The sequence below is a fragment of the Sphingomonas sp. GW821-FHT09B04 genome (genome assembly GCF_059418285.1).
Window position 1 is genome coordinate 408,747 of the sequence record NZ_JBWKPO010000003.1, and the last position, 12,455, is coordinate 421,201.

The 12,455-nt window shown below is 66.3% G+C and carries 13 protein-coding genes and 1 riboswitch; of the genes, 5 read left to right on the plus strand and 8 right to left on the minus strand.

Going from position 1 to position 12,455, the window contains the following annotated elements:
* Both AC07NK_RS11535 and ndk read left to right on the plus strand, forming a co-directional pair.
* Entirely contained in the window at nucleotides 1-585 is a 585-nt protein-coding gene (locus AC07NK_RS11535; protein ID WP_495170739.1) for a hypothetical protein, read from the plus strand.
* 81 nt (nucleotides 586-666) lie between these two features.
* The gene (gene ndk, locus AC07NK_RS11540) at nucleotides 667-1,089 is read left to right on the plus strand and encodes a nucleoside-diphosphate kinase (protein WP_495170740.1); all 423 of its coding nucleotides are present in this window, start codon (nucleotides 667-669) and stop codon (nucleotides 1,087-1,089) included.
* Between the two features lie 72 nt (nucleotides 1,090-1,161).
* Here ndk and AC07NK_RS11545 read toward each other — a convergent pair whose 3' ends face one another.
* The 6 genes from AC07NK_RS11545 to AC07NK_RS11570 all read right to left on the minus strand — a co-directional run bounded on the left by AC07NK_RS11545 (nucleotide 1,162) and on the right by AC07NK_RS11570 (nucleotide 7,678).
* Nucleotides 1,162-1,767, minus strand: coding sequence for a hypothetical protein (locus tag AC07NK_RS11545; protein WP_495170741.1), 606 nt, complete (start codon nucleotides 1,765-1,767; stop codon nucleotides 1,162-1,164).
* Between the two features lie 32 nt (nucleotides 1,768-1,799).
* A complete protein-coding gene (locus AC07NK_RS11550) occupies nucleotides 1,800-3,143 on the minus strand; it encodes a sensor histidine kinase (RefSeq protein WP_495170742.1) in 1,344 nt (447 codons plus the stop codon).
* Entirely contained in the window at nucleotides 3,140-3,862 is a 723-nt protein-coding gene (locus tag AC07NK_RS11555; protein ID WP_495170743.1) for a response regulator, read from the minus strand. The genes AC07NK_RS11550 and AC07NK_RS11555 overlap by 4 nt, the downstream gene beginning before the upstream one ends.
* A gap of 86 nt (nucleotides 3,863-3,948) precedes the next feature.
* Nucleotides 3,949-4,641 (minus strand): hypothetical protein, encoded by a 693-nt coding sequence (locus AC07NK_RS11560; RefSeq protein ID WP_495170744.1) that lies wholly within the window; start codon nucleotides 4,639-4,641, stop codon nucleotides 3,949-3,951.
* 734 nt (nucleotides 4,642-5,375) lie between these two features.
* The gene (locus AC07NK_RS11565) at nucleotides 5,376-6,143 is read right to left on the minus strand and encodes a thioesterase family protein (protein WP_495170745.1); all 768 of its coding nucleotides are present in this window, start codon (nucleotides 6,141-6,143) and stop codon (nucleotides 5,376-5,378) included.
* Nucleotides 6,140-7,678, minus strand: coding sequence for a class I adenylate-forming enzyme family protein (locus AC07NK_RS11570; protein ID WP_495170746.1), 1,539 nt, complete (start codon nucleotides 7,676-7,678; stop codon nucleotides 6,140-6,142). The genes AC07NK_RS11565 and AC07NK_RS11570 overlap by 4 nt, the downstream gene beginning before the upstream one ends.
* Nucleotides 7,679-7,764: 86 nt before the next feature.
* On the opposite strand from AC07NK_RS11570, the gene AC07NK_RS11575 reads away from it, so the two are divergent.
* On the plus strand, nucleotides 7,765-8,559 hold the full coding sequence (locus tag AC07NK_RS11575; protein ID WP_495170747.1) for an SDR family NAD(P)-dependent oxidoreductase: 795 nt from the start codon (nucleotides 7,765-7,767) through the stop codon (nucleotides 8,557-8,559).
* Here the strand turns inward: AC07NK_RS11575 and AC07NK_RS11580 are convergent.
* A complete protein-coding gene (locus tag AC07NK_RS11580) occupies nucleotides 8,556-9,188 on the minus strand; it encodes a LysE family translocator (protein WP_495170748.1) in 633 nt (210 codons plus the stop codon). The genes AC07NK_RS11575 and AC07NK_RS11580 overlap by 4 nt on opposite strands.
* 15 nt (nucleotides 9,189-9,203) lie before the next feature.
* Nucleotides 9,204-9,285: riboswitch (ZMP/ZTP riboswitch) on the minus strand.
* A 191-nt stretch (nucleotides 9,286-9,476) separates the two neighbouring features.
* Between AC07NK_RS11580 and AC07NK_RS11585 the strand changes: the two genes are divergently transcribed.
* Both AC07NK_RS11585 and AC07NK_RS11590 read left to right on the plus strand, forming a co-directional pair.
* Nucleotides 9,477-9,869, plus strand: a complete 393-nt coding sequence (locus tag AC07NK_RS11585) for a hypothetical protein (RefSeq protein WP_495170749.1) — start codon at nucleotides 9,477-9,479, stop codon at nucleotides 9,867-9,869.
* Nucleotides 9,870-9,983: 114 nt separating this feature from the next.
* Nucleotides 9,984-11,153 carry a serine hydrolase domain-containing protein gene (locus tag AC07NK_RS11590; RefSeq protein WP_495170750.1) on the plus strand — a complete coding sequence of 390 codons (1,170 nt, stop codon included), beginning with the start codon at nucleotides 9,984-9,986 and terminating at the stop codon, nucleotides 11,151-11,153.
* Nucleotides 11,154-11,716: 563 nt separating this feature from the next.
* On the opposite strand, the gene AC07NK_RS11595 is transcribed toward AC07NK_RS11590, so the two are convergent.
* Nucleotides 11,717-12,424 carry a glutathione binding-like protein gene (locus tag AC07NK_RS11595; RefSeq protein WP_495170751.1) on the minus strand — a complete coding sequence of 236 codons (708 nt, stop codon included), beginning with the start codon at nucleotides 12,422-12,424 and terminating at the stop codon, nucleotides 11,717-11,719.
* Nucleotides 12,425-12,455: the final 31 nt, after the last annotated feature.

Here is a 12,455-nt window from a genome sequence, read left to right on the forward strand (position 1 = left end):
GTGCGGCGCTTCGCGGCTCTCGCTATGTCGCTCATCCTGTCCGGCTGCTGGTCGGGTCCGCCGTTGTTCGATGCGCGCGATGCCGTGTCCGTCATCGCCGACGGCACCTATTATGCGCGAGAGCCGATCGCGCCGGGCGGCCCCTATCCGGTGGAGAAGCCGGGCGACGAGGTAATGACGGTGCGCCGTCAGGCGGACAATTCACTGCTGGTCACCAGCGGTGGCTCTGATGATGCCGAGCGCGTCGACTTGCGCGTCCTCGCCGTGCCGCTCGACCCGGCCCATGCCGACCGGTTCGTGCTGCAGATCGAACGCCGCCGCCGCGGCGAGCCGCGCCATGATGTAAGTTACATCCTGCTGGACACGCGCCCTTCGCCCGCGAGGCTGGTCATCCTGCCCTGTTCGTCTGCGGTGCGGAGCGCGGTTGAGGCGGGCGGCGGCTATGTCTCGCGCGACCCTAATTCGGGCGCACAATGCATTTTTCGAGACCGAACAGCGCTCCTGGGGCAGTTGCGCGCGTCCCTTGTCGCAGAGACGGCGCCCGGTAACGTGCTCGAGCTGATCAGGGTTTCGGACAAGCCCTGAGCGCACCCACCTTGCGGCGCGGCCCAAGCCCGGCTAGAGGCGCGCGCAATCCCCACCCCTAATGACAGGAGCCGCACGGCCATGGCCGCGAACCGGACCTTTTCGATCATCAAGCCCGATGCCACCCGCCGCAACCTGACCGGCGCGGTCACCAAGATGCTGGAGGAAGCGGGCCTGCGCGTCGTTGCCTCCAAGCGCATCCAGATGACCCGCGAGCAGGCCGAGGGCTTCTACGGCGTTCACCGCGAGCGTCCCTTCTTCAACGACCTGGTCGAGTTCATGATCTCGGGTCCGGTGGTCGTGCAGGTGCTGGAAGGCGAGAACGCCGTGCAGCGCAACCGCGACATCATGGGCGCAACGAACCCTGAGAACGCCGACGCCGGCACGATCCGCAAGGAACTGGCCGAATCGATCGAGGCGAACTCGGTTCATGGTTCGGACTCGGACGAGAATGCGGCGATCGAGATCGCCTATTTCTTCAAGCCGGAAGAACTGGTCGGCTGATTTCGGGCGCAGGCCTGAAGGACAAGGACAGGCCTCTCCCCGCTGTGGGGAGGGGCCTTTCTTTTTGGCCGTCTACTTCGTTCCCAGCCGCGCGGCTTCCTGAGCCCAGAGCGCGTCGATCCGTGCCCGATTGCCTCCGCGCTCACGGACCCGCGCCGCCTCGATCCGCAACTCGCGGCCCGCGAGCATCCGGCCATTGGTCCGCCATACCAGTTCGACGATCGCGCGGTCCTGCTTCGTTGCATCACCCGCACGATAGCTCACCGTCACCAGCACCGGCAGTCGCCCCTCGCGCTCGTCTGCGCCTTTGTCGGTGGCCGCGAGCACCGCGCCGCTGAACCAGCTCGATTCGATTCGCGGCAGCACCGGTGCCTGCTCCCCAACGCCAAGCGCCTTGGGAAATGCGACTACAGTGTCGAGAATTTCGTGAGCCGGGTCGCTCAGCACGACCTGACGTCCGCCTTCCACGCTCGCACGCAGGTCGAGTCGGGTTTCGGCGGCCTTCGCCTTGCTGGCCTCGACGGCCTTCTGGCTCGCCTCATTACGCTTGTCCGCCCAGCTTACCCAGAGCGACACCCCGGCGATGATCACGCCCGCCACCGCCACGATCTCACCGATTGTCAGCCAGCGTCGGCGGATCGCGCGGGCTTCGGCCTTTTCCGCAGGAGTTTCGTTCATGCGTTGCTGCATATCGTCCGGCGTGGACTGAGTCACCGTCGGGGCAGCGCGATCGCCGCGGAAAGTCCGCCGCCCTCGCGATTGGCCAGCGCGATGTCGCCGCCTGCCTCACGCACGATCGCGCGGGCGAGCGTCAGCCCCAGACCGACCCCGCCGGTGGTGCGGTTGCGCGAGGGGTCGAGTCGGGTGAAGGGGTCGAATACCGCAGCGACCTGCTCCGCGGGAATGCCGGGGCCGCGATCGGCAACCTCGATTCGCACGGTTGCCGCATCGGATGACAGCGTCACCTCACCGCCGCCGCCATATTTGACGGCATTCTCAATCAAATTGCGCACCGCGCGGCGCATCAGCGCGGGCCGCAGGCGGACGATCAGCCGCTGGCCGTCCTCATAACCGACGGCGTGGCCGAGCTCGCGGAAGTCGTCGACCACCGCGTCGATCAGCGCGGACAGGTCGGTCTCGGTCGGCGGTTCGCTCGGGCGGCCAAGGCGCGCCAGCGACAGGATATCGTCGAGCGTGCGGTTCATCTCATCGATCGTGTCGGCCATCCGCGCGCGATCTTCGTCGTCATCGACCGATTCGATCCGCACGCGCAGCGCGGCGAGGGGGGTGCGCAGGTCGTGCCCGATCGCGCCGAGCATCTGGTCCTTTTCGTCCAGCATTGCCGTCACGCGCTGGCCGAGTGCGTTATAGGCGCCGATCACCGCGCGTACGTCACTGGGGCCGGTCTCTTCGACCGGCTCGGCCTCGACCCCGGGCCGGAAGCGGCGTGCGGATGCTGCCAGGGCATGCAGCGGCCGCGAGATCCGCCGGGTCGCCCACAACACCGGCAGCAGCATGATGACGTAGAGGATGAGCGTCTGGCCCGCGAGCAGCCAGAACAGCCGGCGCGGATTGCCCGGCCAGGGGGCGATGGTCGTCACCCAGCCCTTGCCCGGCAGCTCGATCGCGATCAGCAGCGTCGGTCCGGGTTGTCTGTCGCGCACGCGGCGACGCTCCGCGAATGGCAGGGGCTCGTCGGACTCCGGGCGCAGGCCAGTGTCGATGCGACCCGCCGTCACTCCCTGTTCCGACAGCTGGCGGCGCAGTTCCTCCTGCACCTCGGGCCGGCGGGACAGGTAGGGTGGGATGGGGTTGCTGGCGGCCCGGCGAACCCGCCCGCGATCCTGCGGGATCGGGCGGCCGGTCTGCACCTCGCGTTCGAGCGCATCAGCGACGCGGGTCGCGACGGGGCGGGTCGCCTGCGCCAACCGGAAGCTGGAGCGGTCGCGTAGCGCCAGGCCGAAATTGATCGCCTGCGCCAGGAACAGCGCAATGGCGACCACCAGCGCCATCTGGCCCATCATGCTGCGGGGCCAAAGGGGGATGCGCCTCATAGCCGGGTGACGTCGCTCGCCAGCGTGTAACCGCCGCCCCATACGGTCTTGATGAGCGTGGGGTTCTTCGCGTCCGGCTCGATCTTCTTGCGCAGCCGGCTGACCTGATTGTCGATCGCGCGGTCGAATGCCGCCGCCTCGCGCCCCTGAGTCAGGTCGAGGAGCTGGTCGCGCGTCAGCACCGCGCGCGGGCGCATTACCAGCGCGAGCAGCAGGTTGTACTCGCCCGTCGACAGTGGCACCGACACGCCCTGACGGTCGACCAGCGCGCGCTCGCCGGTCTTGAGCACCCAGCCGGAAAAGGCGAAGCTGCCGCTTTCGGGCGCGTGCTGGCGGGTACCGCCTGCCTGCATCCGGCGCAGCACCACCTTGATCCGCGCCGCCAGCTCGCGCGGGCTGAAGGGCTTCACGACATAGTCGTCGGCGCCCATTTCCAGCCCGACGATCCGGTCGGTTTCTTCGCTCTTCGCAGTCAGCAGGATCACTGGGGTCTCGCTGGTCGCGCGGATATGGCGACAAAGACTGAGACCATCTTCGCCCGGCATCATGATGTCGAGCACGACCAGATCGATCGAATAGGCCGACAGGCGCGCGCGCGCCGCCTCGGCATCGGCGACCTGAGTTACACGGAAATTCTGCTTCGTCAGATACTGGGCCAGCGGTTCGCGGATCGATCGCTCGTCGTCGACGAGTAGCAAATGCGGAGTTTCTGCGGTCATCTCTGCCGGGGTAGCAGATTCGTCGGGTTCGGAAAGTGCCGGGCGGGCGGCACGGAGGAGGTCGTAAAGCCCGCCCGACACCGACGTCACTCGCCCTGGGGGGCAGGGGGCGGCGTCATTCCGCGGCGACCGCGCTGCGGCAACTCGGACGCCTCGATCTTGCCGTCCTTGTTCGTGTCCATCGCGGCGAAGCGCGCGGCGTTGCTTGTGTCGAACTCGGCGCGGGTGATGACGCCATCGCCATTGGCGTCAGCCTTCATGCCGTGGCGCTTGCCGCCATGCATCGGGCCGGGCGCGCCTTCGGTGGCATCGCCGCCACGGCGTCCGCCACCGCGCTTCCACCGTCCCTTGCCGCGCTCGTCGGCGCCGATCGTGCCATCGCCATTTGCGTCCATCCGGGCAAAGCGGGCTTCGGCGGCGGCGCGGTTCTCGGCCTTGCTGATCAGGCCGTCGCCATTGGTGTCGACGCGCTGGAGCATGCCTTCGCCGACCATGCCGCCGCGACGCCCGGCACCGGGCATGAAGTCGGCCATTTCGCCACCCTTGCGTTCCGTGATCGCGGCGCGCGCGGCGTCGTTACCGGCCTTGCGCTCATTGGCGTCGAGCTGGCCGTCCTTGTTGGTATCCATCCGGTCGAAGCGCGCGTCGGCGCGGGCAAGCATCTCGGCCTTGGTGATCGGCTTTTTCGGGGCGGCGTCGGGGGTTTCGCTCTGCATCGCGATCGCAACACCGGCGACCAGCATCGCGCCGAGCGCGCTGGCGGTCAGAAGAGTCTTCATCACAGGGCTCCTGTCGAGGGCGGCAGGGGGCGCCGCTGTGATGCTCTTACTGAACGCCCGCTGTCGCAGTCCTTTGTCAGCCAGACAGGAAAGTGTCGCAAATTGTATCGGGGCTCGCCCCGTGCAGCCTCCGTCGCCCCGGGGTTCGACCTTGCGCGATCGGGTGGATTCCGGAAATCGTCGGTCGGCGGCAAGCCGCCGCGAAGTTGACGAAATTACGCGGAACGCGGTTCATTCTGTCAACTTCGTCGCCTTTGTCGGGGGAGGTTCGGCCGGGCCGTTTTGCCGTGGGGGTCGACTGAATCAAAGAGCGGTGCTGAGCACCAAAGGACGCAAGCAAATCAATTCCAACATTGCAAGCGGGGCGGTTATCGGATGGCCAGCGGTCGCCAGCGCAAGACGCGTTAGTGCCTCATCTCCCGATCGCTTTCGAGGCGGTGGGGTCCTTCGGATGTAGCCCAAAGGCTCACGTCATTACTTGGATAAAGGGGATCGCCGACAGTGGTCCACCTCAGCCCAATTTCATAGGGTTCCTCGTCTTCGCCCGAGAAAAACTGATACTCGATCGTCCAGCCCAACCGCGCGAGTTCCGCCGCGTGGCGACTGGATCCCGTCCGTAGCAACCCACTTGGCATCCCTGCCTCCGAGAATGTAACGCTGGAACTATGGCCTTAATGGCGTGAGATACAACGCACGTAACGCGACTCTTCCCGACCGACCGGTTCTGCTGCGGCCTATCCGAAAATAGCCACCCCTTGCATCCCCTCCGCCACCCGCACCCCATCGGCGTTGGACATGCGCATCGACTGGCTGGAATAGCCGTCCCGCGCCCGGTCGGTCTCCGCTTCGAGCAGCCACCAGCCATCGCGCGTCGTGGCGCGGGGCTGGAGGATGTTGACGATCCAGGTGAGCGAGGAGAGCGGCGTCATCTTCTGGAACAGCTTGAACGCCGCGGGGGGCAGTGCGTCGCCCATCGCCATCAGTTCGACCTCGGGGTCCAGCCCCTCGCGGTCGATCAGCCGGCCCCAGCGCAGCCATTCGGTGGCGCCGGGCGCCTTGAGGTCGAAGAAGTTGAAGTTGCCGGTGAAGAACTCCGCCGGGCCGGTGTAGAGCGGCGCGTCGGCGGGCGGGGGGCGGTGGTCCGAGGGGGCCGTCACGTCATGGTCGATCGCCGACTGGAGCTGCGCCATGAAGACGAAGGTCGTGCGCAGGCCGAGGCCGGCTTCGGACACGATATCCGCCTGAATGAACGCAGCGTTGCGCCCGCGGCGCAGCTTGGTCGCGGTGACGGTGACGGGGCCGGAGAGCGGGCCGACAAACGCTACCTGCGCCGAGCGGAGCGGTGGCAGGTCGGGCTCAATCTGCTTCGCGGCAGCCAGAGCCAGCGCGGTCGACAGCCCGCCATAGGCAGTGCGGCCCTGGAGCCAATTGTTCGGGATTTCGGTGGTGAAGCCTGTATCGCTGCGCTGCGCCTGCACCAGAAGGGCGGGGAGCGAGGTCATACCGCAACCTCCAAATAGCGATCGCGCAGCTCGCGCTTGAGCACCTTGCCGATCGCGCTGCGCGGCAGTTCGTCGATCGGGAGCAGTGCGGCGAGCCGTTGGGTCTTGCCGAGCACGGCGTTGATTGCCGCCAGCACTTCGCTGGCCGGGGTTTCGTCGGCGGGGACGTAGAAGCCGACCGGTGTCTCCCCCCATTGTTCGGACGGCACGCCGACCACCGCGCAGTCGCGCACGGCAGGGAGCCGGACCAGCTCCGCTTCGATGTCGCTGGGATAGATGTTGAACCCGCCGGAGATGATCAGGTCCTTCTTGCGGTCCAAGAGGGTGAGGAAGCCCTCCGCGTCGAACCGGCCGACATCGCCGTGACGGATATAGCGGTTGCCGTCGGCATCGAACCATTCGGCGTCGGCGCTGGCCTGTTTGCGGCCGTGATAGCCGCTCATCATCGCCGGGCTGCGGCCCACCACTTCGCCCATCTCGCCCTGCGGCACCTCGTGCCCCTCGTCGTCGATCAAGCGGATGTCGTGGCCGGGCACCGGCATGCCGACGGTGTGGAGCTTGTTCGGGAACATGTTGCACATCAGCACACAGGTGCCGCCGCCCTCGGTCATGCCGTAATATTCGATCAGCATCCCCGGCCAGCGCGCCAGCACATCGGCCTTGAGCGCGGGGGAGAAGGGGGCGCTGGTGCAGGTCTTGATCCGGAAGGACGAGAGGTCGAAGCTGTCGAAATCCGCTTGAGCCATGATCCGCTGATACTGCACCGGGACCAGCATCGCATGGGTGCCGCGATGCTTCGCCGCCGCTTCGAGGAAGCCGCGCGCGTCGAACTTGCCGAGCAGCACCGCGGTGCCGCCCCAGCCGAGCGTCGGGATGAAGCTGACCAGCGTGGTGTTCGAGTAGAGCGGGGTGGCGATCATCGTCACCGCATCGCCGAACCCGGCGGCGGCATTGTGCACGATGTGCGCCCAGCGCATCGCATGCGGCTGAACGATCCCCTTGGGCGTGCCTGTGGTGCCCGAGGAATAGATGATGTTGAACGGATCCTCGGGCGCGATCGCGGCCGGGGCGGGCGTGGCCGCATCGCCGAGCCAGGCGTCGAACGCGATGCCCGCATCGCTCGCGTCGAGCGCGACCCGCTTCGCCGAAACCGGGCGGTCGCCGAGCGTTGCGGCGGCATCGGCATCGAGGAACACAACCCCGGTGCCGCTGTCGGCGATCATCGCCGCCATCTGGTCGCCGGTGGAGGAGGGGGCGACCGGGGCCGGGGCGCCGCCCGCGCGGATCGCGCCGAGGAAAATCACGGCATAGTCGAGGCCCATCGCGCCGACGATCGCCACCGCCTGTCCGGGGCTGAGGCCGTCGCGCTGGAGCGCCGCCGCGACCGCGTCCATGCGCGCATCGAGCTGAGCATAGGTGAGACCGGCATCGCCATGAATGATCGCGGCCTTGTCCCCGCGCTCGCGTGCATGGGCGGCGATCAGATCGGACAGGGTACCGAAGGGCTGGGACAGGATTTCGGCGGCGGTTTGCATGCTCTCTCCTCGATTCGGATGAGGTGCTAGGCGAAACCGCCATTGGCTGCCATACGCGATCTTCGAAAATGTGACATGGAGCGGATATGAGCGGTTCGATGGACGGCATGGTCGCGATCGTCACCGGCGGCGGAACCGGGATCGGCGCGGCGGTGGTGCGCAGGCTGGCGGAGCGTGGGGTGCGCTGCGTGATCAACTATGCATCGAGCAAGGACGCGGCCGAGGCGTTGGCGGCAGAGGTCGGCAACGGATCGATCGCGGTGCAGGCCGACATCGCCGACGATGCGCAATGCCGCGCGCTGGCACAGGCCGCGGTCGAGGCGTTCGGGCGGATCGACCTGCTGGTCAACAATTCGGGCAAGACCAAGTTCGCCAATCATGAGGATATGGAGGCGCTGAGTGCCGATGATTTCCTCGACATTTATCGGCTCAACACCGTCGCGCCGTTCCAGATGATCCGCGCCTGTGCCCCGGCGATGCGCGAGGGGCCGGCGAGCGCGGTGGTCAACATCGCATCGGTCGCCGGGGTGTTTGGCAACGGATCGTCGGTCGCCTATGCCGCGTCAAAGGGCGCGCTGGTGACGATGACGCAGAGCCTCGCCCGCGTCCTTGCGCCTGCGATCCGCGTCAACGCGGTCGCGCCCGGCTATGTCGGCACCGGCTGGTTCAGCGAGCGGATGACGCAGGAGGCGTTCGAGGCGTTCGAGAAGTTCATCGCGGGCCAGACGCCCATGCAGATGGCCGCGCATGCCGAGGATATCGCCGGGCCGGTGGTCAACCTGCTCGATCCCGCCAGCCGGGTTATCACCGGAGAGACAATGCTGCTCGATGCGGGTGCACATCTCGACATCGGGCTGTCGAGAAGGCCGGGCAAGGGCTAGCGCCGCGCCTCGGTCGCCATCCGCACCGCAAGCCCGGCCAGCACGGTTCCCATCAACCAGCGCTGGACCAGCGCGAAACCGGGGCGGCGCTGGAGGAAACTCGCGATGAACGCGGCCGAGATGATGATCGCCGTATTGACCGCGACGCTGGTCGCGATCTGCACCGACCCCAGCACGACGGCCTGACCCAGCACGCTACCCTTCGCCGGATCGATGAATTGCGGAAGCAGCGAGAGGTACATCACCGCGATCTTTGGGTTGAGCAGCGCGGTGAACAACCCCATCGAGAAGAGCCGTGCCGGGCCGTCCTGAGGCAGGTCCCTGACCTCGAAGCTCGATCGCCCGCCCGGCCGGATCGCCTGCCACGCCAGCCACAGCAGATAGGCGGCGCCCGCGATGCGGATCGCGTCATAGGCATAGGGCACGGCCATGATCAGTGCGGTCAGCCCATAAGCGGCGCACAACATGTAGGCGACGAAGCCGAGCGCGATCCCGCCCAGCGAGATCAGACCCGCGGTCCGTCCCTGACTGATCGAACGCGAGATCAGATAGATCATGTTCGGCCCCGGCGTCAGGACCATGCCCAGCGCGAGCGCCGCAAAGGTGAGCAGGTTTTGGGTTTCGGGCATCGCGTCCTCCAGTCAAGCCGATGCCCAGACGCGCGGCGAAAACCCGTCGCGCTTCCCGATGGTGGTCCATCTTCAAGCGTCAGTCGCGTGACGGTGCGGAGACGCTAGGCGCTCGCGCGGCGCGGGCAAACGCAGGGCTGCTATGATCGTCGCAATCGGAACTTTGTTGGCGCGGCGTTCTCGCATGCCGGCAGGGTGCGGGCGCTTTTCAGCCTTTCCTCACCTGCTGCTCATGTCACTCACCGCGAGGTGTGCGAAGGCGGGACGACAATTTCCAAGGAGGCAGGCATGACCGGATCGAGCAAAGCAATCGACACGAGCGCGAGCGGAAATTTGTCCTATCGCGCGGGAGTCGCCCTGGCAGCTCTGACATCGTTCCTGATCGTGTGGACCACGATCGTTCGCGACGACAGCACCGGCGAGGGCTTCTTCCTGCTGATCATGGCGCCGGTCGTCGGCGGGTTCGCCGCGCGGTTCCGGCCGGACGGTATGGCGCGGACGATGCTGGGCGTGGCGGTGATGCAGGCGCTGTTCACCCTTCTCATCGTGACCGCACCGGTGACCGCGCAGGTGCCGGACGGCGTGTTCAAGGCCTGGTTGTTCGGCGGGGTCTTCACGGTGCTGTGGCTCGCCTCAGCGACCCTGTTCCGTACCGCGGCGAAGGCGGATCGGGAGGGCTAGGACGGACCGGGCCGGCGCGACGATTGCCGTCGCGTTGCCCGATACCAGCCATGTGTTGACGCTCTGCGGTCCGGGAACTAGCGGCGCGCGTTCATGACAGGCAGGCGGGGAACAATGTTGACCACATCGCGCGCATGCGGGCTGCTTTTGGGGCTCGCATTGGCCGGGAGCTCGCTGCACGCCAAAATGCCGGCATCAGCGGCGACGACCGTAGCGACGCCGGCCGCGATCACTCTCGCCAACGAACAGACCCGGGCATTGCTGAAAGCAAAGATGGCGGAGCGGCACATCCCGGCGCTTCAGGTGGCGGTTATCGTTCAGGGGCGTGTCGTCATGTCCGAAGCCTATGGCGTCGCCAATGTGGAGCAGAAGCTTGCCGCCAGTCGCCAGACGCTGTTCCCGATCAACTCGGCAACCAAGTCATTTGCCGGGGTTGCAATCATGCAGCTTGTCGAAGCGGGGAAGGTCGATCTCGAGGCGCCGATCGCGCGCTATCTCGACGGGCTTCCCGAAGCGTGGCGCGCGATCCGGATTCGTCAACTGCTCGCGCATTCGTCTGGCCTGCCCAACATCGTGGATGAGAACGGCCTGATCGGCGGAGGCACGGATGCCGAAGCCTGGGCTAAGGTTCAGACGCTTCCGATGGATGGCGCGCCCGGGGCGGCGTTTGCCTATAACCAGACCAACTATGTCCTGCTGGGCCGGTTGATCGAGAAGATGAGCGGACGCCCGTTCGAGCAGTTTCTGGCCGAGCGTCAGTTCGCGCCTGCGAACATGGCGCATGCGCGGTTCGGGGACGGGTATGACATCGTACCCGGCCGTGCGGGCGTGTATATCCGTGAACGTGCGGGGCGCGGTTCCGGCGCTGCCGACCCGGATGCGCTCTATCACTGGATCGACAATATCCCGGTATCGACGCGCGCCGGTGCAGGTCTTTACACGACCGCGGACGATGTTGCTGCGTGGATCATCGCCTTGGAGCAGGGGCGCCTGCTGTCGAAACCGGCCAGTATCGACCGGATGTGGCAGCCGGACGTGCTCAACAGCGGGAAACCGAATATCTGGGCAATGGGCTGGCCGATCCTCTCCGGGACGAAGCGCCGCGCGGTCGGTGGTATCGGCGGTGGCCGGTCGACCTTCTTCGTTTATCCCGACGACGGCGTCGCAGTGATCGTGATGACCAATCTGGTCGGAGCCAATCCGCAGAATCTGATCGATACCATCGCCGGCTACTATATCGCGACCGCGCCGCGCCCGAGCCGATCAGCCGTTTCCCGGCCGTGAGATGAGGTGGTGCGGCCCCAGCCTCATCCCTCGATTTTCACGACCGGCAAATTGCTAACCTGCCGCAACGACCCTCAGGGGTTCCGGCTGCGCCGCATTGAATCTGCGGCCATATTCCGCGGCGAAGTTGCGGTGCACCTTTGCTGCAGAGCGATCGGCGGATGCGTCCGCCTGTGCCAGGCACATATCGCGGCGACGCGCGAGATACTCGTGATCTTGATCGGACATAGTGAGCCTCCGTCAAAAGCGGCAGCTCTCTGAATTGCTGTCGGTCGGCGCCGTGCTTGAAAACCCCGTTGCGCCAATATCGGGATGATGGACCTTGTCGGCGGCAGAGTCAAAATCGGCTGATTTCCGTAGACTGGGGCATGCTAAACGGTGTTGAAGTCCGCAACGGCCTGACCGAACACGATAAAATGCCCGTCAGGCCCCCGCACCACGAACTCGCGTTGTCCCCAATGCGGGTTGCGTAGCGCGGCCGGTCGCCCGCGGAGGCCGGGAAAGGAAAGGGCGGAATGAGCGCCGGCTCATCCCGCTCTCCGTAAGCGGGTCGGATACGGTGCCTACGCCTTCGCCGTGTTTCCTGCGGTCTGGCCGAACAGAATTTTCTTGTCCGCGTCGGTCATGGTCGGGTTGCCGGGACGGACTTCCTCGCCCTTCTCATAGGCGCGGATCGTCGCGGGGCGGGCTTTGACCGCTTCGAACCAGCGCCGGAGATGCGGGAAATCGTCGAGATTCTGACCCTGCGCCTCGTGCGGGACGATCCACGGATAGATTGCCATGTCGGCGATCGAATAGTCCTCGCCGGTAACGAACGGCTTCCCCGCGAGCTGGCGGTCGAGCACGCCGTAGAGGCGGTTGGTTTCGTCGATATAGCGCTTCTGCGCGTAGGGAATCTGCTCGGGCGCGTAGCGGTTGAAATGGTGGTTCTGCCCGGCCATCGGGCCAAGGCCGCCCATCTGCCACATCAGCCATTGCATCTGCACGACCTTGTCGCGCTGCGCCGGGCCGAAGAACTTGCCGGTCTTGTTGGCGAGATAGGTCAGGATCGCGCCGCTCTCGAACACGCTGATCGGCTCGCCGCCGTCGGCAGGATCGGTGTCGATGATCGCGGGCATGCGGTTGTTGGGGGCGATCTTGAGGAAATCGGGTTTGAACTGGTCGCCCTGACCGATGTTGACCGGATGGATGGTGTAGGGGAGCCCGGCCTCCTCAAGGAACAGTGTGATCTTGTGGCCGTTCGGGGTCGGCCAGTAATAGAGATCGATCATGTCGGGGGAAGCCTCCGGCTTGGGTTGCGGA